This window comes from Morganella psychrotolerans (assembly GCF_965118875.1).
Lineage (GTDB): Bacteria > Pseudomonadota > Gammaproteobacteria > Enterobacterales > Enterobacteriaceae > Morganella > Morganella psychrotolerans_C.
This window is the reverse complement of record NZ_CBCPJD010000022.1, coordinates 37,753-57,720: the sequence shown is the minus strand read 5'-3', so window position 1 is coordinate 57,720 and position 19,968 is coordinate 37,753. Positions and strand designations below refer to the sequence as shown.

Annotated in this window: 19 protein-coding genes; 8 read left to right on the top strand and 11 right to left on the bottom strand. The window is 46.4% G+C overall.

All coding sequences use genetic code 11. The features are described 5' to 3' along the window. Window positions 1–21: 21 nt before the first annotated feature. The 4 genes from ACMHKJ_RS17760 to ACMHKJ_RS17745 form a co-directional block, all read right to left on the bottom strand. Window positions 22–2,580 carry a fimbria/pilus outer membrane usher protein gene (locus ACMHKJ_RS17760; RefSeq protein WP_413496019.1) on the bottom strand — a complete coding sequence of 853 codons (2,559 nt, stop codon included), beginning with the start codon at window positions 2,578–2,580 and terminating at the stop codon, window positions 22–24. A gap of 59 nt (window positions 2,581–2,639) precedes the next feature. Continuing rightward, window positions 2,640–3,311, bottom strand: coding sequence for a fimbrial biogenesis chaperone (locus ACMHKJ_RS17755; protein ID WP_413496017.1), 672 nt, complete (start codon window positions 3,309–3,311; stop codon window positions 2,640–2,642). A gap of 63 nt (window positions 3,312–3,374) precedes the next feature. Next, a complete protein-coding gene (locus ACMHKJ_RS17750) occupies window positions 3,375–3,923 on the bottom strand; it encodes a fimbrial protein (protein WP_413496015.1) in 549 nt (182 codons plus the stop codon). A gap of 882 nt (window positions 3,924–4,805) precedes the next feature. Beyond that, entirely contained in the window at window positions 4,806–5,378 is a 573-nt protein-coding gene (locus ACMHKJ_RS17745; RefSeq protein ID WP_413496013.1) for a histidine phosphatase family protein, read from the bottom strand. A gap of 327 nt (window positions 5,379–5,705) precedes the next feature. On the opposite strand from ACMHKJ_RS17745, the gene ACMHKJ_RS17740 reads away from it, so the two are divergent. From ACMHKJ_RS17740 to ACMHKJ_RS17715, 6 genes are all read left to right on the top strand, one after another. Then, the gene (locus ACMHKJ_RS17740; protein ID WP_067363906.1) at window positions 5,706–6,209 is read left to right on the top strand and encodes a GNAT family N-acetyltransferase; all 504 of its coding nucleotides are present in this window, start codon (window positions 5,706–5,708) and stop codon (window positions 6,207–6,209) included. 22 nt (window positions 6,210–6,231) lie between these two features. Next, a complete protein-coding gene (locus tag ACMHKJ_RS17735) occupies window positions 6,232–6,753 on the top strand; it encodes a DUF2569 domain-containing protein (protein WP_413496011.1) in 522 nt (173 codons plus the stop codon). A 12-nt stretch (window positions 6,754–6,765) separates the two neighbouring features. After that, window positions 6,766–7,206: an STM0539 family protein gene (locus ACMHKJ_RS17730; RefSeq protein WP_413496009.1), complete on the top strand. Its 441-nt coding sequence runs from the start codon at window positions 6,766–6,768 to the stop codon at window positions 7,204–7,206. 1 nt (window position 7,207) lies between these two features. Then, a complete protein-coding gene (locus ACMHKJ_RS17725; RefSeq protein ID WP_413496008.1) occupies window positions 7,208–8,020 on the top strand; it encodes a DUF2145 domain-containing protein in 813 nt (270 codons plus the stop codon). A gap of 344 nt (window positions 8,021–8,364) precedes the next feature. Further along, window positions 8,365–9,774 (top strand): purine-cytosine permease family protein, encoded by a 1,410-nt coding sequence (locus tag ACMHKJ_RS17720; RefSeq protein ID WP_413496006.1) that lies wholly within the window; start codon window positions 8,365–8,367, stop codon window positions 9,772–9,774. Beyond that, entirely contained in the window at window positions 9,771–10,550 is a 780-nt protein-coding gene (locus tag ACMHKJ_RS17715) for a creatininase family protein (RefSeq protein WP_413496004.1), read from the top strand. The genes ACMHKJ_RS17720 and ACMHKJ_RS17715 overlap by 4 nt, the downstream gene beginning before the upstream one ends. Window positions 10,551–10,585: 35 nt before the next feature. Here ACMHKJ_RS17715 and ACMHKJ_RS17710 read toward each other — a convergent pair whose 3' ends face one another. Both ACMHKJ_RS17710 and ACMHKJ_RS17705 read right to left on the bottom strand, forming a co-directional pair. Beyond that, window positions 10,586–11,323 carry a phosphatase gene (locus ACMHKJ_RS17710; RefSeq protein ID WP_413496002.1) on the bottom strand — a complete coding sequence of 246 codons (738 nt, stop codon included), beginning with the start codon at window positions 11,321–11,323 and terminating at the stop codon, window positions 10,586–10,588. Between the two features lie 112 nt (window positions 11,324–11,435). Next, window positions 11,436–11,936, bottom strand: coding sequence for a 2-thiouracil desulfurase family protein (locus tag ACMHKJ_RS17705; protein WP_413496000.1), 501 nt, complete (start codon window positions 11,934–11,936; stop codon window positions 11,436–11,438). 205 nt (window positions 11,937–12,141) lie between these two features. Here ACMHKJ_RS17705 and ACMHKJ_RS17700 point away from each other — a divergent pair, with 205 nt between their 5' ends. Then, window positions 12,142–12,804, top strand: coding sequence for an HAD family hydrolase (locus ACMHKJ_RS17700; RefSeq protein WP_413495998.1), 663 nt, complete (start codon window positions 12,142–12,144; stop codon window positions 12,802–12,804). 111 nt (window positions 12,805–12,915) lie between these two features. Here ACMHKJ_RS17700 and ACMHKJ_RS17695 read toward each other — a convergent pair whose 3' ends face one another. The 5 genes from ACMHKJ_RS17695 to ACMHKJ_RS17675 form a co-directional block, all read right to left on the bottom strand. Then, entirely contained in the window at window positions 12,916–13,398 is a 483-nt protein-coding gene (locus ACMHKJ_RS17695) for a GNAT family N-acetyltransferase (protein WP_413495996.1), read from the bottom strand. Further along, window positions 13,391–16,954 carry a pyruvate:ferredoxin (flavodoxin) oxidoreductase gene (nifJ, locus tag ACMHKJ_RS17690; protein WP_413496061.1) on the bottom strand — a complete coding sequence of 1,188 codons (3,564 nt, stop codon included), beginning with the start codon at window positions 16,952–16,954 and terminating at the stop codon, window positions 13,391–13,393. Before nifJ ends, ACMHKJ_RS17695 begins: the two co-directional genes overlap by 8 nt. Window positions 16,955–17,078: 124 nt before the next feature. Beyond that, window positions 17,079–17,318 carry a putative Se/S carrier-like protein gene (locus ACMHKJ_RS17685; protein WP_413495994.1) on the bottom strand — a complete coding sequence of 80 codons (240 nt, stop codon included), beginning with the start codon at window positions 17,316–17,318 and terminating at the stop codon, window positions 17,079–17,081. After that, the gene (locus ACMHKJ_RS17680; protein WP_413495992.1) at window positions 17,315–18,118 is read right to left on the bottom strand and encodes an acyl-CoA dehydratase activase; all 804 of its coding nucleotides are present in this window, start codon (window positions 18,116–18,118) and stop codon (window positions 17,315–17,317) included. The genes ACMHKJ_RS17685 and ACMHKJ_RS17680 overlap by 4 nt, the downstream gene beginning before the upstream one ends. A 9-nt stretch (window positions 18,119–18,127) precedes the next feature. Then, window positions 18,128–19,285 carry a double-cubane-cluster-containing anaerobic reductase gene (locus ACMHKJ_RS17675; RefSeq protein ID WP_413495990.1) on the bottom strand — a complete coding sequence of 386 codons (1,158 nt, stop codon included), beginning with the start codon at window positions 19,283–19,285 and terminating at the stop codon, window positions 18,128–18,130. Between the two features lie 229 nt (window positions 19,286–19,514). Here ACMHKJ_RS17675 and ACMHKJ_RS17670 point away from each other — a divergent pair, with 229 nt between their 5' ends. Then, complete coding sequence (locus tag ACMHKJ_RS17670) at window positions 19,515–19,964, top strand: VOC family protein (protein ID WP_413495988.1); 450 nt, start codon at window positions 19,515–19,517, stop codon at window positions 19,962–19,964. Window positions 19,965–19,968 lie beyond the last annotated feature (4 nt).

The following is a 19,968-nucleotide window of genomic DNA, read 5'->3' as shown; positions in this document are numbered from 1 at the left end:
TCACCATAAAACAAGCCGTTATCACTGGCAAACCTCATCAAAGATATACAGCCCGTTAATCTTCCGCTTACCTTCGGTCTGATAAGAGAATTGACATTGATATTGATTGTCATCTCCCCAAATAACCCGGACATTGTCTGCTTGTGTTGCACCTGTAAGATATAATCGTCCGTAGTTACTGACATAAAACCGTTCTGATTTATTATCAGCTACAGCATAAGCACCAAATGGTATTTGGTTACCCGCACTGTCATACAGAGTCACTAATATTTTTGCACCAAGATTGGTATTATAATCAACTAATACCATCGCACCACGGGTCGGATATATTTCCTTTAATGCTGCTTCAATTTCTGCATTCTCAGGTAATGTCCGGGTATCAAGATTAACCACATTATTACGATAAGGTACAAGATTAGAAATAATGGCCAGACCGGAGCTGTCAGTTTTTGCTTCTGAACTATTAATAATACGAACACCTTCAGCTCCCGGTGCATAAACTAATCCGTTTGTATCCCCTAACGGGCGGGATAACGTTGCACCATACTGACTCATAACTAAGGAGCCATTAAGGCCATAGGATAATTGACGATTATCTTTTTTGTAGGAATAACCCGCATTCGCATCGCCATATCTGCTTTTATATTTTCCGTATACACTGCCATAATTACCACGATCCCGGTTACCATATCCCTGCTGTACATTCCAGGATAGCTGGTTATTATCCAGTGCGACACCACCTACACCTACATAATTATCAAAATCACCATCTTTATTATAAGATGCACCGTAATTTATCCAGTTATTTTTATATTCCCCACCTAATGGAATACTAAAGCTGACAGAAAGCACATGATCATTTTCCCGGTTTTTTTCAACATCATCATTTCTGTTGTTAAGTTTATTAATTGTGTTTTTATAATAAGAGTAATTAAGATTATATGAAACTGTATTTATAGTATTTGAGTAACCTATATTATAAGATTCAACATTCTTTTCTTCATTATTATAATATGTATCATATGTTTGATGGGACACAGATACGGACAGCAAACCAAAGTCGCCGGGTAACGCCTGAGAAACAGACAGATCCATCTGTCCCTTACGCATCAGATACGCCTCTGTATCCGCTTTTCCTGAATAATAATCAAACATATCAGTCATCGTAATATAGTCACCACTTATATAACGATAACTTGCAAAGCTAATATTTGTTCCCGTGCTTTCAAGTGATTTAGAATAGCGCAAACGGAATGCTCTGCCGTTCATGTCATCAACAGAGTCAGGAGCTGCACGGGTAAACATAATATCGGAAGCCAGTGCACCGACAACAGGGATATTCATTCCCAAGCCAATATCATAGGCCTGATAACGGGAAGCAGCCTGGACTCCACCGAATAATGTTGAATTATCTGTTAGTCCATAAAAAGCATCTGACTGAACAAATTTGGTCTTATCACCATTACCACTGTCATCATTATAAGAAGACGTATTATTCATGCGGTATTGGCCTGCTGTAATGCTGTATTTATATGTATCTTTTCGCTGCATAAAATCCAGTGAAGAGAACGGGATAATAAATCGTCGCTCACTGCCATCTATACCACGTTGCACAATATATAAATTGCTCCCGTTATTTAACGGAGAGACATCAGTTAATTCATATGCACCCGCAGGAACGTTGGTTCTGTATATAACATAACCATTCTGGGAAACTTCGATAGTGGAATCAATAGTGGCAACGCCGGTAATAGTCGGCGCGTAAATATTAGAGTAATTTGGTCTCATTTGATTATCAGACCATAGTTTCACACCGCGAAATGACACATTATCAAAAACATCTGAATCTGAAAAATTATCACCAATAAGTATATTACTCTTAATCGCCCGCAGTGGTCGTTCAAGATAATTGAGCTGATTTTCCCACTTTGAACTTCCGTCAGAATACTTATTCCAGGCACTGTGATTACGATATCGCCATGCACCAATATTCATACCTGAGCGCAAATTCAGATAAATACTATCACTTTTATCATTATTTTTTGTATTGTTATGATGAGTTCCGGACATGCTGTAATCTGTAAAAATAACAGGTATTCCGTCATCCCAGAGTGACTCCAGGTTTGCCTCTAACGCTTTTTTGTCAAATGCTATCTGTGGAAAATTAAGATATAAACGATTTTGTCCCCCTATAAATGTAGCTTTTGCATCCTGAATATCCCGGATATTCACACACTCTCCGGATTTATCCAGCAGAGAATAAAACTCTGGTTTTATTCCATAGCCTGCAAGTTGCGTATCAGATAAGCAAGGCTGTAATTCTCCGGTATTTTTATCACCAAAGAATAAGATATCCTGTGAATTTACATACTGTTCATTTAGATAAATATCAACACGATAGGTACCGGGTATAAATGATGCCCGTTCAAATGATGATAAATCAATCGATACCGCTTTACCTGACGGGTCGGTGACAAATGCAGGATCAAAATAATCATCTGCTTTTGCCTGGTTTACGTTCAATAATATAACGGCAAGTATTGAACTATAAATTTCGGTTCTGGCCGGCGCCCTTAACATAATAATTTCCCTGACTTATCCTTGTCGTGAAAAATATATTAAATAAATTATATAAAATACTAAAAATTCATTTCAAATAAATTCAACTTACCTAAATCATCGACAAAAGTATACTCTACCTTTGATACACTATTATTACCTTTCAGTGAAACCAAGATATCTGACTCTGGTGAAATATAACTTGGTGCCATTAATGATTTTTTATCCACCAAAATCTCACTGATACTGATATAATATTTTGTCGGATTAATAAATTTAAGATTATCACCTGATTTTTTTATGATGACTTTCTTAAACTCTTCTACCATTTCATTTCCTGATAGTGACTCCGGCCTATAAATAACCTTCACCTGATTATTGATAGCAAATGTCAATTTATTAGCATCATCATTCTTATTTGTTGATGGTATAAATTTAACATTCAGCCAATATAGAGATTCTTTATCTTGCGGTAAGTCTTTCACTAATAAAACCCGCAAGCTATTTGAGGTATTCGCATTCAATTTAAATAACGGAGGTGTTAATACAAAGTCTTCAGTTGATTTTTCACTTTCATCTAATACCCAACTTTGAATAAGATAGCTGGAATCATTTTTATTGTGAACGTTAATACTGCCTTCATTTTTTCCATCACTAATGACAACACGGGTTGAACCTAATGATATACCTGCATAACCTGAATTGATAAAAAAACTCATCAATACAAATGCAAGGATACGTGTTAATTTCATTGTAACTCCATTTGTTATTTATAGATAGGGTAGCATTCGCTACCCTATGAAGACCTATATCGATCAGACGTATCTGATAGTATATAACACTTGTGCTCTGAGTTTACCTGACTCAACAATATCAGCTAACTGGTAAATAAATGGATAGAATTTATACGTTGCTGTTTTTTGCTCGATTTGCTGCCAGTTATTTTCTTTACCATCCACTTTGATAAATGGTGCAGCCGCGTCATCTACAGCTTTTAAACCAAGAGCCAGACCTTTCGCACTATTACTGGTTTCAGCAAATTTAATCATGCTGTCATTATAGCGATCAGTCGCTTCCAGTCTCAAATTTGCCCACTGACCGGTACATTCTGTCAGTTTAATTTGAACTGCTTCATTTCCGCGGACCTGAGTATTAGACTGTGGAAATGCTGACATCTCAAAATCACCTAACATCACAGTAAAGTTTTTCTGTCCGTCATTGACCACACAGGTAGGTGCTTTAACTGAGCCAAGAAAATAAATACGACCCTGGTCGTGTACAGTATCGACTGTATCAGCAGCAGATGCAGCAGCACTGAATAACATAGCAACAGCAGCAGGTAAAACAGCATATTTCAGTTTCATAATAATTCCTTTATAGTATATAACCGTAGTATTTAACAACCCTGTTTTAATTTCGGCTGATTGCCGCAAATTAACTGTTAACTATGTGCAGAAATAATAAGTAACATTAGCATGCTAATGTTCTTCTCGTTTATTGATATTTTTATTTTATTTAGTAGTGCTAAAATTTCCATAAGAATAATCTATACCTATTCTAACCCCAGATATCCATCACCCATAGGGTTTTAACAGCACTGATATTATCATTACTATTTTTTCAATCCAGAATATTTTTACTTTTGCGTTATTTTTAGTAATAACACCATCTGAAACATTAATATTAAATACACCAGGATAGACTTAGCATGTTACTTATAAATTAAATCCAATATGAAAAATCTTAAATTTACGGCATTAAGATTTAATTTAAAATCATTAAGTACTTATTTAAAATAACGTGCATGACTAAATATCATTCAAATATCAATTAGTTATGGTGGCTCTTTCTTTTATATAAAAATGAAAATTGATTTTATAATTATAATTACTATATCTTACAGACGGCTAATATATACACTTGCCACTAAATAATTACCATTTCACCATATAGGTTTCTGATGAAGACCAATCATATTATTCAGTCAATACAGTACATGTATACTAACATTTTATAAAGATTCACATTGAAAAAAAACGCATACAATGCTCAGATTATTCCCTTGAATTTATTTTTCTTATTTTAATTAAGAGTTATCCCACAAAGCAACATATTCACATTTCTGTTTATCTTATAGTGGATTTACTTATTTTTAATGATATTATTTAAAATAAATTTTCACTAAAAAAATACAGTACATAAAATAACCTGAAAGTGATATTAATCAGTTAGCAGATTCCGTCTGCTTACTTTTCACTGAGATGATTCAATCCCTGGCTCTCCTTCGTAAAGGTTACCGTTGTTTTTTCTTTTTTGCGTTCAATGTTCAGTACCCAGAAAGAATCAAAATCATCACGCGGCCACACAGGAACGATTTCAGGGTCGCCTCCTGTCTGTTTTATAATATCTTTTACCACTTTAACAAGGTTGTCATGCTCCCAGACAATAAAAATCACCTGGTTATGATGCTGCTTATCCAGTAACGCATCACGCAGTTCTTTTGTTTCTTTGGCATGGAACTCCAGATGTACCGGCAGAGATACCCGAATAGCCACAGGGCTTATTGTCTGAAGTGATCGCAGTGAATTACCCAGCTTGCTCTGTTTTGGCGCTGCGGCATACAGCGCGTCAGGCTGTCCGTAACGGCTAAGTAAAACATCCGGCAATGCCAGTGCCCGGTTCAGTCCTTTGGCGGTTAATTGCCCGCTGTCATTATCCGGTTTTTCCCCGTGCCGCAAAAAAACCAGAGTTTGTGCTGAATGTGCCATCTGACTGATACCCAATAATAGTAATGCTGACGCGATAACCCGCAAGTGCATAGTGGTACTCCCCTGAGCCGGGAAAACGTCAGTGTAATGGTTTTCGGCGTATTCATCATGAATTTTTAAATTATTTTTATACTCTCATCTGACCTGCATTTTCCGGCGTTTGTCAGAGTGTTACGCCACACTATCCTCTGCCCTTTTCCATTATCAGCAAGTCTGTCCCGTAAAAAATTAATTAACAGGAAAAAATATCAGCATGTTTTTTTTATTTAGCCGCAGACCACCCGCCGTCCCATTGACAGAGACAACATAATAATGAGATTAATAAAAAAATAATACATGTGTAAATGCATGTAGTGAACGCATATAAGGACGATAACATTGCGCCAGATTACAGTACGGTTGGCAGAAGCAACAGATGCAGCTGCATTATACGAAATGCATAAAGATTTTAATTCTTATGCCAATACACTTCAGATGCCCTACTCTTCCCGTAAATTCTGGGAGCAGCGCATGAGTCAGAATGAAGCGTTATCCACCCGCCTGGTTGCCGTTGTTGAAGGTGCTGTCGTAGGGTTGCTGGGTATTAATCAAAACAGTAATCCCCGCCGCCGGCATGTGGTCAGTTTTGGTATTACCGTTGATAAAAGTTACCGTGGTCAGGGAATAGGCAGTACACTGATGCAGGCAATGATTGATTATTGCGATAACTGGCTGGATATCCGCCGCATTGAATTAGAAGTTTTTGCTAATAATCCGGATGGACTGGCGCTGTATGAAAAATTTGGTTTTCAGCGTGAAGGTATTGCCCGCGATTATGCTTTCCGGGATGGTCGTTATGTGGATGCGATTATCATGAGCCGGATAAGTAATCAGGCAAAATAATCCGTATTTTCGGGAAAATAAAATGGAAGCACCTGTCATAGAAACCCGGTGGTTATGTATTGAGTGCCATAAAAAAGAGATTGCACCCCATGCAGATTACTGCAGCGAATGTACTGAAAAGCTCTATTCGCGGATAGACGGGTGGCTCTGGTTGCCGTTAATCAGCTTATTTCTTTTTATTGTTTCAGGGATCTACTCCCTGCTCGGTTATTATACTGTTCTGAGTGACGGCTATCCGCTTCCCCGTAATATGATGCCCACACTACATATTATGGCAATAACCGATATTCTTTATATTGCAGGAGCCATCATCACCCTGACTTTCTTTTTGAAACGTTCCCGGCTTCTGCCGCGCGTTTTTACCGGGTTCATATTGTTGTACATAAGTGCCGAAGCCCTTATTTTTGCCAGTATTATCGGTTTTATCCCCTCTTCTGCAGGGTTCCTCACAACCTTACCGCTGATAAAAGCCCTCTTTTATGCGATGATTTGGCTATTCTATTTCCGGGTCTCTGATCGCGTGAAAAAAACATTTATTCATTGATAAGGAAACAGCATGAACAAGTTTATTTTTCCGGCAATGGTGTTTGCTGCCTCTTTGATCGTTCTGCCCTCCTATGCAGGAAAATTACCGGAAAATCCTTATTTATCGACTGCGGTACTCAGCAGCGCCGGTAGTGTTTACAGTTCTGTTATGATAAGCGGAGCTATTTTATCCCCTATTATTTTGCCTGCTCAGCTAATTGCTGAATCAGTGGAGAATAATAAAAAAGAAAAAGTAACCACGATTACGGCTAAGAACGCAAAAAAAGAAGATATCACTCTTTTGGTTGCAACTGAAAAACTGGAAAACAATCCGGTAAAACCCGGTGATAAACTTACTATAGAGCCTGCGGAAAAAGGTGCCGGTGCGTATCTGAAAAAAGACGGAAAAGTCATTTCCCACATGGTGACACAAGATGACCGTGAATTAACCCATCAGGAGAAAATGCCATAATATGCGCCTGCTGAAATCAGTAATCCTGACTGTCCTGCTCATTATATCCGGCCCGGCATTCAGCGGCAGTCAGAACTGCACGGATAAAACCCCGCCGACCCCGCAGGAAGCGGCGCTGCGTACCAGTCAGGCAAAGGTTTTGCATGACTGGCTGGAACAACAGGGCGACAGAGTTGTTCTGCTGGTGCGCCAGGGACAGACTCTCAGTGAGTACGGGCTGACATTTTCCCATGCCGGATATGCCGTAAGAGAACGTAACGGGACCTGGCGGGTATATCACAATCTTAATACCTGCGGGACGGCACAATCTGAACTGTGGATCCAGGGTTTGTATCAGTTTATTGATGATGATCTTGCCGGAAACACCATCGCCACACTGCATTTCCCGCCCGCCTTACAGTCGCAGTTGCTGAGAGTTCTTCGTGACCCCGCACTGCGTAAAGCGCTTCATAATCCTGATTACAATATGCTGGCGCATCCGTTTGCGACAGACAGTCAGAACTCCAACGGCTGGATATTGATGGTGTTTGCCGCCGCGCGCTCTGCGGGTGTTGATTCCGTGCCCGCCGGTGTGACCTGGCTGAAGTCTGAATTTTATATCGGCTCCTCCGCAGAAGCGGGACTGGTAAAACGGGCGCTGGCAGATAGCTTTATGCCCCATGTGTCGACAGACGGTCAGCCGGTAACCGGTATTATCACCTTTAATTCCGGCGACAGCCTGCTGGGATTTCTCAGCCGCTACGGGAAATTCCGGGTCGAATGTAACCACGGTAATTTCGGGTCTTCCGTCTGCCTGAGACCGTTACCTGAGTAACAACGCCGCCCGCTGCTGATTTTACCCTTATTCATTCAAACTGCAGGTTCGTTGGCTGCATCCTGAATGACGTTGGGTATATTTTCTGCTGCCGTCAACTCTGACGGCAGCGGTTTCCACGTCACTTTCTTCCCTGCACCTCTTTTTTTTCACTCATATTGTCACTTTCCCCGATAACCCGTCCGTTACATTAAATTTTCTTTTCCTTTATTTTTCATTAATTTAGTTGCTAATGAATACTTTATCGGGCTAATAATAAAACATAACAACAGTTCGATATTTTTGATTTCAGTCGTACTTTTACCGGCAACATGCCAACACAACACGGGATAAGGAAAAACACAATGAGCAAACAAGACACCTCACATGCGCCACAAACGCATGACAGTGATTTTATGTTTACCCCCATACCCATGACACACAGGCGGGAGACCTGGAAACAGATTCTCGTGTGGATAGGGTTTGGTTATGTCGCCACCGGACTTTTTATCGGCGGTGCACTGGCAGGTGCCAACGGCGGACCGGGGATGTCGTTCCCGATGGCGCTGCTGGCGATAGCCATCGGCATGGGATTGTTATTTATTCTCACCTCCCTGCTCGGCATCATGGCACAGCGCACAGGTCTGAGCCTGGCGCTTCTCAGTCGTTTTTCATACGGTTATCTGGGATCTAACCTGCCGATGATCGCGATGGGGCTGCTGACACTCGGCTGGTTTGCCGCTATCACCGGGATGGTCGGTGATATCTGGGGATCGTTTCTGGGTAATCCCAGCGGGATAATTGTCTTTGATCCGGGCGCACACGGTTATAACGGTGCGCCTATCACTCTTGAAATTTTTATCTCCTGTGTGGTCGCCGGATTACTATTCACTTACACCTCACTTCACGGCATGAAAGGACTGGAAATTATCGCCATTCCCGTTTCGCCGATCATTATGATTATTGCTGTCGTCACCGGCTATGCGATGTTACAGGAGGGCGGCGGGTTATCTGTCTTTATTGAAAATTCAAACCGCAATGAAGGGCTGATGCTGTCAACGGCGATCACCATGGTTGTCGGCAGCTGGATTGCCGGTGCCGTGATGGGTGTGGATCTGTTCCGTTTTAATAAAAGTATTTCTGCGGTTTTCTGGGGATCTGCGGCATGTTTTATTTTTACCAATCCGCTGCTCAATGTGGTCGGGTACATCGGCACTATGACTGTCGGAATGCCGAACTATGTTACCTGGATGATTGAAAAAAGCTTTTTGCTGGCCCTGCTCGGCGTTGTCACCTGGACACTGTCTCTGTGGACCACCAACGACGCAGAGCTTTACTGTAACTCACTGTACACCGGCCCGGTGCTGGACTCTGTAGGTATTAAAGTCAATAAAAACATCCTGATACTCTCAACCGGGATACTCGGCACGGTATTGGGCGCCATTGGCTTTTACCAGATATTCTTTGCTGATTTTATTAATTATCTCGGCATTATGGCACCGCCACTCGCCGGTCCTTTGCTGGCTGATTACTATGTCACCCGCAGATGTAAATATGATATCAGCCAGATTAACAGTCAGCCGAAATGCAATTATGCAGGCGTGATAAGCGCCCTGGCGGGGATGGCTTCAGGGCTGATTATGGCAATGAATAATATTCTGTCTGACTGGCCTACCGGCTTGTTAGCCCTGGTGTTTACCATCATCCTTTATCTGATTCTGCACCCGTTACTGGCTGCAAAAGCAGCATCACCGGCAGCAGGGAGATCATCATGAAAAAAGTTGTTTTAAATGAGTTCAATACCGAAGAACTGAAAACATTGTTCGATAACGGGCAAATTGACAGCGCCATTACCATTTTCGGCAGTTGTGAAAGCCACGGTCCGCATCTGCCCCTGGGTCCTGATCTGTTTGTGCCGGAGGCGGTTGCAAAACGTGCGGCACAGCGGTTATCGCGCACCATTGTGGTACCGGGCGTGCCTTTCGGTACATCCGCACACTATAACGGCACGCCGATGGCGATTAATATCCGCTTTGAAACCGTGATTGCCATTGCGGAAGATATGTTCGAAAGCCTGATCCAGTACGGCATCAAACACATTTTTGTCTTCAATGGTCATGACGGAAATATTCCGTCGCTGGATATCGCACAGCGCAATGTCAAAGCGCGCCATAAAGATGTGGTATTCGCTTTCCTGCCGGCATGGTGGTCAGTGCTCGGCAGCCGTCTCGGGGATAATTTTTTCCGTGAATGGGGCGGGCTGGGTCATGGCGGAGAAGGTGAATCGTCAATTACTGCGGCCGTCTGCCCGGACTTATGTGATTTAAGCAAAGCCGTGCGCCAGATGCCTGAGGACAGTATCCGCCATGGTGATAATGTCCAGATCATGTGGGATATAACAGAAGTGTCTGTAACAGGTGCTACCGGTGACCCGACTTACGCCGGTATTGAAAAAGGCGAAAAAATGCTGGATGCCCTGACGGATCTTGTGGTGGAAAGCATTGAGGCACTGGAAAAAACGAACTGGAATTACGATCTGCGTACAAAATAAAGTATCTGCCCCGCGCTGCTTTGCGGGGCTTTTTATCACAGCCCGGCAAATTCAGGAATGGGCTTGCGTCCGTGGGATTCAAGGAAATCCAGTACCCGGCGCGGTGTGACATTCAGGATCTGTGCGTCGGGAAATTCAATCTCGCGGAGCATCGCAAGCACGCGTTCAAAATTCCCCAAATACCCTGCATAGTGGGAATCAGAACCGAGAGAAACCCAGCCGCCACTATCCCGTACAGCCTCTGCTATTGCGCGGCAATGTTTCTCACTACCTGTCCGTGAGTGCAGAAATGATGAGTTATTCATCTCCAGTGCCACATTGCACTCTTTTGCCGCCTGAACTACTGCCTGAATATCAACCGGATACTTAGGGTTGCCCGGATGGGTAATAATCTGCACCTTGCCGCTGCGGATAGTGGCTATCATCGCCTGTGTATTTGCGGCCTGCCCCCGAGGTTGCAGAACCGGTTCATGAAAACCCGCCAGGATGATATCCAGCTGTTTTGCCATTTTATCTGTGCAATCTGTTTCGCCGGCCAGGTTTTTAATATTCGCTTCAATGCCGTACAGCAGCCCGGCTCCGTTAATCATCCGCGGCAGAACCGGCATATTAGAAAAATGCCACGAGTGAGGTGCATCTGCCATGTCCGGTCCGTGATCGGTTATCGCGAACAGCTTCATACCTTTTTCCGCCGCCTGCGCAAAATACTCACTGACAGTACTGTACGCATGCGTGCTGGCAATAGTGTGTGCATGTAAATCAACCGGATACATAAATCAGACCCTTTTTATATTAACAACCCTTTAACCCTGTCAGATTCTGAAAGGGCGCTTCAACCCGGCATACCCGCAACCGGAACAAAAACAGACGCGGGTATCAGATTTATCATTTATCCTTTCCCGCCTGTGCACAGCGTAGTGTATCCGCAATCCATACAGCCAGTTCCGGATGCTCCTCATGCCAGACAGTGATACCGCTTGCTTCAAACAGTGCTGTTGCCACGCCGGAACCGGTTTTCAGTGTGCCGTCGAACCGGCCGCTGTAAATAAGACCACTGCCGCAGGAAGGACTGTTGGCTTTTAAAATCACATGGGTGATGTGCCGCTGCTTCAGGTATTCAAGCGCCCGTTGCGCACCCTGCATAAAAGCGTCAGTCACATCCTCACCATCCTGAGCCACCACACGGGCGTGTCCCTGCCAGACATCTTTTCCGTCTCCGCCGGTAATTTCTGCCGGTGCGCGCGGAACCGGCAGGCCGCCGAGAATTTCCGGGCACACCGGAACAGCAAGTCCGTATTCCTGAAGCTTTTTCAGCGGGGCATACAACTTATGACTGCCGTCATACCGGACAGCTTCGCCTGCCAGACAGGCACTGATTGCGATCATGAATGACCCTCAGCGTTTGCCGGCTTCCCTTGATGCAGCCAGACAGTTTAATGAATAATAATCAATCAGGTGATAGTAATTAACTTATGACAGTGCAGCAAGTGATGTTATTCCGCTGCCCTTCCTGCGCTCAGGTTTATCCTTTCCGCTAAAAAAAGTGCTAGACTCAGCAGGATGTCTTTTTTTAACCGGAGTATGAGCCGTTATGCACGCACCTTCCCCGTCAGACAAACCGGTTTTATCCGTTTTTGATTTTGACGGCACGCTGACCCACAGTGACAGTTTTGTCCCTTTCCTGCGCTTTGCGTTCGGAAAACGTATTTTTACCCTGAAGATGCTGCGGCTGGTTTTACCGACTCTGCGCTGTTTTTCCCGCAGACTGACCCGCGACGAGTTAAAAGAAGTGCTGATCACCACCTTTCTGACCGGTGTCGAAGCCCGCTGGGTGGAAGAGAAAGCGAAAATATTCTGCTCACGCTACTGGGCAAAAATGATGCGTCAGGAAGGATTACAGGCTGTTGAGGCCGAAATTGATTCCGGAGCGGAAGTCACTTTGTGCTCGGCATCGCCGGAGCTGGTTTTGCGTCCCTTTACTGATCGTCTGGGGATCAAACTGATTGGCACACAGCTGGATGTCAAAGACGGTATTCTGACCGGAAAAATCAGCGGAAATAACTGCCGCTGCGGTCAGAAAATTGCCCGGCTGAAGCATATTTACGGCGATTTATCCGCTTATCATCTGCGTGCCTGGGGTGATTCACGCGGGGATTATGAACTGCTGTACGCCGCACAAGAGCCGCACTGGCGTCACTTTCACCGCAATCCGGCAAAATATGAAAAACGCCGTAAACAGTTTTCTGTCCGCTGACGGATAACATAAAACAGACGGTGGATCTGAGCGGGCAGTGAAAACACAGCCCGCTTTTATTTACCCTGCGTTGCCGAAATCGGTCCGGTCTTAATTATATTTTTCTGATTACTATCCGGCGAATAAATAAAATAACTCCGGATCCCCGTCATCCAGGTTATCCACCTGCCCGCTGAGGATAAATCCCTGACTCAATAACAGTGTCTGCATACCTTTATTAGATAAATTAACCGAGGTAAACAGCTTTTTTGTCCGGCATTGCTTTTGCAACGCAATCAGTAAATGACGTCCGATCCCCTGCCCGCGCTGCGTTTGTGAAACCATCAGCAACTCAATGAATCCACAGTGGAAAAAATGGTAATGCAATACGCCATAAGCCACAATATCAGCCCCGCGACGTACAACACAGCACTCTCCCTGCGCGACCCATTGCCGGATGTCCGCACAACGCTGAGTATCATGTACGGCAACGGTATCCAGTGCAATCAGCAGAGGAATATCCCGCTCTGTTGCGGGCAGGATTTCCTCTGTAATGGCTTCCGTTCCTGTATGTGTATTAATTATCGCTCCCTTAATCATCAGCCTGTTAGCCATCTTCCGCGCGATTGTCTGTTTCTGCCGGTTTTGCAGGAGCAGATTTTTGTGAAGCCAGCAATTCCAGCAGGGCATACTGTTTTGCAATCCGCTGTGATGCCTGATCCACCAGCATAGCGGCTCTTGACGGGTCACTGTTATTCAGCCGGTTAAAGCGTTGCTCCTGATTTATCACATCAGATAGTGGTACAGACGGCGAACGGGAGTCAAGGATCAGCGCTGCTTTGCCGGTTCCCTCACGGCGCGGATCAAAGCGGTACAGCGGCCAGAATCCGCTGGCTGTCAGGGATTTCATCTGATCGTAACTGAAGGCCAGATCGTAGCCATGTTCCTCACACGGGCTGTAAGCAATAACCAGTGACGGGCCGGGATACGATTCTGCTTCCTGAATCGCTTTAACAGTCTGGTTCATCTGTGCACCAATTGCAATTTGTGCCACAAAAACATTGCCGTACATCATCATCGACAATCCCAGATCTTTGCGGGACTTACCTTTGCCTTCTTCTCCAAATTTGGTCACCGCACCCATCGGCGTGGCTTTTGACTGCTGGCCGCCGGTATTGGAATAACACTGGGTATCCAGCACCAGCACGTTCACATTTTCACCGCTGCTCAGAACATGATCCAACCCGCCGAAACCGATATCATAAGCCCAGCCATCACCACCAATCAGCCAGACAGATTTCGGCAGCAGATAGTGCGCATCCTCCGCCAGTTCACGCGCGCGCGGATCCGGATTATCTGCCAGTAATGCCCTCAGCCCGGTAATCGCCGCCCGTTTATCATCCGCAGACAGTGCATCATCCGTCAACCGCTGTTGCAGCGCTTCCGGTAATTGTGACGCAAAGGACATCAGCAGCCGTTTAACCCGTTTTTTATGCTGATCCACCGTCAGCCGGAAGCCCAGCCCGAACTCAGCATTGTCTTCAAACAGTGAATTTGCCCACGCAGGTCCCCGCCCGTCTTTATTGGTGGTATAAGGCGTGGTCGGCAGATTGCCGCCGTAAATCGAGGAGCATCCGGTCGCATTGGCAATCAGCAGCTGTTCTCCGTAAAGCTGGGTCAGCAGTTTGATATAAGGCGTCTCACCGCAACCTGCACAAGCGCCTGAGTATTCAAACAGCGGTGTTATCAGTTGGGATGTGCGGATATCAATGCGCTCAATCTGTGAAGCGGGGGTATCCGGCAGTTGCAGGAAGAAATCAAAATTAGCTTTTTCTTCTGTCAGATGCGCCAGACGCGGCTGCATATTGATGGCGCGGATAGCCGGGTTTTCCCGGTCTTTTGCCGGACATACCTCATAACACAGGTTACAGCCGGTACAGTCTTCCGGTGCAACCTGTAAAACATAATCCAGCCCTTTCATGTCGCGGGCTTTGACCGGCAGACGCTGTAATGTTTCAGGCGCATCACCGAATGCAGCCGGCGCTGCCACTTTCGCGCGGATAGCCGCATGAGGACAGGCCGCCACACAATAATTGCACTGTGTGCAAAGTGAGGGTTTCCAGATAGGGATCATCTCTGCAATATTGCGTTTTTCCCAGCGCGTGGTGCCAACCGGCCAGGTACCGTCCGGCGGAAATGCCGAAACCGGCAGTGCATCACCCAACCCTGCCAGCATCATAGCCGTCACGGTTTTAACAAAGTCCGGTGCATCATCCGGTACTACCGGCGGGCGTGGCAGACTGTCAGGATCGACAGGTTGCAATGCAACCCGGATCAGAACGTCAGGCGTACGGGCAATCGCCGCCAGGTTGTTCTGAACCACCTCATTTCCTTTATTGCTGTAACTGCGGATCACCGCCTGTTGCAGACAGGCCTCAATTTCAGTCAGCGGCAGCAGTGCGGTCAGGTGGAAGAATGCAGTCTGCATCACGGTATTGATCCGCGCACCCAACCGGCATTCGCGGGCTATCTGATACGCATTGATGACATACAGCTGAGCCTGTTTTTCAACCAGCAGCGCCTGAACATCCTGCGGAATATGATGCCAGACCTTGTCTGCCGGATACGGACTGTTAAGCAGAAAAATTCCGCCCGGCGCAAGTTTTTCAGCAATAGCGTATTTATCCAGGAACTGCCACTGATGACAGGCAATAAAATCTGCCCGGCTGATAAGATAAGTCGCGCGGATCGGCTGCTCACTGATACGCAAATGTGAAACCGTCAGTCCGCCTGCTTTTTTGGAGTCATAGACAAAGAAGCCCTGCACATAATCAGTGGTATTATTACCAAGAATACTGATTGTATTTTTTGCCGCAGAAACTGTACCGTCGCTGCCAAGCCCGTAAAACAGCGCGCTGAGGCGGTGATTGATCGGTAGATTTGCCGGAACCGGCGCCAGTGAAAGCCCGGTAACATCATCCATAATCCCTACGGTAAACCGTCTTTTCGGCGACGTTAATGTTAATTCGCGGAAAATAGCCATCACGCAATCCGGATCAAACTCTTTAGATGATAATCCGTAGCGTCCGCCGGTTACCCGTGGCAGCACCGCCCGCTCCCCGTTCTGAAATGCCTCGGCAAAAGCGGTCATCACATCCAGATAAAGCGGTTCTGCCTGCGCGCCCGGCTCTTTTGTCCGGTCGAGCACGGCAATATTACGCACTGTTTCAGGAATAGCCGCCAGAAAATCTGCGGCAGAAAACGGTCGGTAAAGATGGACTTCCAGCACACCGACCGTTTCACCCTGAGAGACCAGTTTGTCCGCAACTTCTTCAGCAGGACCCGCTGATGAGCCCATCAAAACAATCAGCCGCTCTGCCTGCGGATGTCCGTAGTAAGTAAAGGGTTGGTAATGACGCCCGGTCACCTGCGCAAACTCCGCCATCGCTTGTGTCACATGCTGATATGTTGCGTCATACCACGGGTTGGTCGCTTCCCGCGCCTGAAAATAGGTGTCCGGATTTGCTGATGTCCCCCGTACAACCGGATGCTCCGGTGACAGTGCCCGGTCGCGGTGAGCGCGGACAGCGTCAGCCGGGATCAGTTTATTCAGCTCAGCACGGCTTACCGCAGTGATTTTATTCATCTCATGAGACGTGCGGAAACCATCAAAAAAATGAATAAACGGAATACGGCTGCGCAGCGTCGCTATCTGAGCGATTGTGGCAAAATCCTGTGCCTGCTGGACACTGTTTGAACATAAGAGCGCGCAACCGGTCTGGCGGACAGCCATAACATCTGAGTGATCTCCGAAAATTGAGAGCGCATGTGTGGCAACAGTCCGCGCAGCCACATGCAGAACAAACGGCATCAGTTGTCCGGCGATTTTATACAGGGACGGGATCATCAGCAGCAATCCCTGGGAAGAGGTAAACGTTGTGGATAATGCCCCGGTCTGAAGTGCGCCATGTACTGTGGCAATCGCGCCGCCTTCTGACTGCATTTCCATCATACGGGGAACATCTCCCCACAGATTCGGCTCACCACCTGCGGCCCAATGATCCGCATACTCCGCCATCGTGGAGCTGGGTGTAATGGGATAGATGGCGATCACTTCATTCAGTTGATACGCCACCCGCGCCACCGCCTGATTTGCATCAGTGGTGATCATGCTGTGTAATTCGTTGCTCACGATAATATCACTCTATGGTTTTTTTATTTTTTACAAAATAACAGAATAAAAAACGGGAGATTATCGTGATTGTGGTGTGTTATCTGTGTGTAAGCGACAGAACCTATTCTGCGATCAGTATGTATTCATCCTGTCCGCAGAGGTAAATATTACTGACCTGCGGGCGGGCGCGAAGCCCGGTCAGCATTCCGGCATCCGTATTCAGCCGTATTCCCAACCCGCAGGCTTTTCCGAGTGATGACGGAATATCGGTCACTGTGAACGGGCAGCCTTCCGCGGTGAGGTGTTTGCGCATCGCCACCACCCCCAGCATGTTGTCAAACAGGATCAGATAATCATTCACAGAATGTATGCCTCCGCCGGGTTTGCCGCCTGTTTCTGTAATTGCCGCAGCCCGTAAATTGCCGCACCGATCGCCCCGGCAAATTGTCCGTCAGGATGAGTAATAACCTCTGCCCCCAGATGCTGTGACAGCCGCTCACAAAAGACCTGACTGCGGCTGACACCGCCGCTGAACAATACTGCGGGAACGGTACTCAGGCGCTTGGCAAACCCGGCAGTACGTTGTGCCATTGAATTAACAATGCCTGACAGAATCGTCTCCGGATCAACGCCCGCTGATCGCAGGCTGATCACTTCCGATTCAGCAAAAACCGTACACATGCTGGAAATAGCATGTGGCTCAATACCCCGGATAGTATCATCAACGGCGGTGATGTCGGTTCCCAGCGTCCGGCTTATCACATCCAGAAAACGCCCGGTTCCGGCGGCACATTTGTCATTCATCAGAAAATCAGTGAGATGCCCCTGTTCATCCAGACGGATAACTTTGCTGTCCTGCCCGCCTATATCAATCACCGTCCGCGTCTGCGGGTGCAACCAGCGCGCGCCGATCCCGTGACAGGAGATCTCCGTGACCTGCTTATCCGCAAAATCAGCCAGTTTCCGCCCGTAACCGGTCAGGGTAAGAAACGGCGGTAAATCACACTCACCGCACAATGTTTCCCAGGCTTCCAGGATCGCCGACTGTGGTTTGAACGGCGTCGGAATAAGAAAACGGCGCAGGATCTCCCCGCCGTTTTCATCACTGAACAGAATACCTTTTGTCGCAGTAGAGCCGGAATCAATACCAATACTCAGCATTACAGCCCCCTATAACATTTCAATAAAGGCGGCAATACGGGTAGCAAGCTGTCCGGTGTCAGACGTGGAATAATCCGTTTCAATCGCCATATACGGAATATCATGCTTCTCACGGATATGACGATTTATCAGCAATGATTCTACGGCATAGGTATGACATGCCTGCAAAATAACATCAATAACACCATCGACATGATAATCTGTCACCATATCACTGAGCATATTCAGGCGCTGTGTATTGGGTGAGATACAGGAGCAACCGATAGCCAGGTATTTTTCGGTAAGGGCATCATAAACATCGGTTTGCGGATTTTCATCCACACATTGTTCCGTTGCTTTCGCGCCGGTACAGTTTTCGTAACCAACCACCCAGCCACCGTTTTCTTCAATGATACGCACTACTTTTTCCGCTGCACCGCCGATAGGACAGCCGGTAATAAGAATGCGCGGACGCGGATCCAGACGTTTTCCTGCGGCATATTCCGCACGGACTTTCGCCGTCAGGGTTTCCAGCTCATTGATGAGCACTGTTTTATCAAATTTGAATGTTGCACCATAGACCACACTCAGAAGCTCACGCCCGGTCAGTGCAGGCGGATTCAGTTGCCCGAGCCGGTAAAATTCCGTTAAAGCGCGGCGTTCGCGGTTGCGTAAATTAATCGCATCGCGGATCCCCTGCTCTGTGATTTCACAGCCGAACTGCTCTTCCAGACGTTTTTGAAAGCGGATAATTTCTGAGCGCCAGAGCGCGACAGATTCTGCACTTTCACTGTTATTCGGTAATTGCATCACATGGACAGGTTTATATTCTGCCATATATTCATACATCTTTTTCTTGCCGTCGCAGGTGGTTTCACCAACAACAATGTCAGAAAAATAGAAATACGGGCATTTATCGGTTTTACCGAATCCATAGCTGCTTTTTATCAGAGGACATAAATTGCGGGGTAAGGTTTTTTCTGCTTCTTCAATAGTTTCATCACTGGTGGAGCACAGAGAAACAACGGCAGCGCCAGCCGCCATAGCAATCTCCTGCGGCATAAAAGTACAGTAGGTTCCCACTAACGGAATACCCTGCTCTTTCAGTTCCATAACAGTAAGAAAGCCCTGCTGACGGGCATCGGAGAAATCAGAGAAAATAGACGGGAGTTGTGTAACTAATGACATAAGTAGACCTACCATTATCATTGCTAATATGTGGATGTGGCGTCAGGGTAGACCCATTAACAGTGTGGATAATTGAGGCAAATCATATTCGGGGTGAATATACCGGAGTGAACTGAAGTAACGTGATCTTTAATCACAATGCCCGCTGCATTGCCGCACCTTACGGAGAGATGCTATTTCGGGGCAACTGTGTAAGATGGATTATCACCCCTCTGACGGAGTCTGCGTTATGTCTGATTTTCCTGCTGTTCCCGGCGTTTTGTTTGTTGCCGGTTTTGGTCCGGTTACCCGCGAGCCTGCACGCAGTAAACATTTTTTTGCGGACAGTATCGGTCTGCCGCTGGCACCGATGGACGGTGCGCCGGATTATCTGATTGCAGACCATGACAAGTTACACGGTGTGAAACATTTTGCACTCTGGCCGCTCAGCCTGGCAGCACAGTCCTGTTTTGGTCAGGATACATGGCCGCAGACTCACCCGGAGCCACAGGCATGGGTAGAATTTGAGGTCGCGGATCTGCCCGCTGCCACCCGTTTTCTGACAGAACAGGGCTATCCGCTGCTGGTTGCGGACAGAACAGAACCGTGGGGACAATCCGTCACCCGCCTGCAAAGCCCGGAAGGTCTGCTGGTCGGGCTGACTATCACCCCGTGGTTGCGTGATAACGCCACCGAGTAATCAT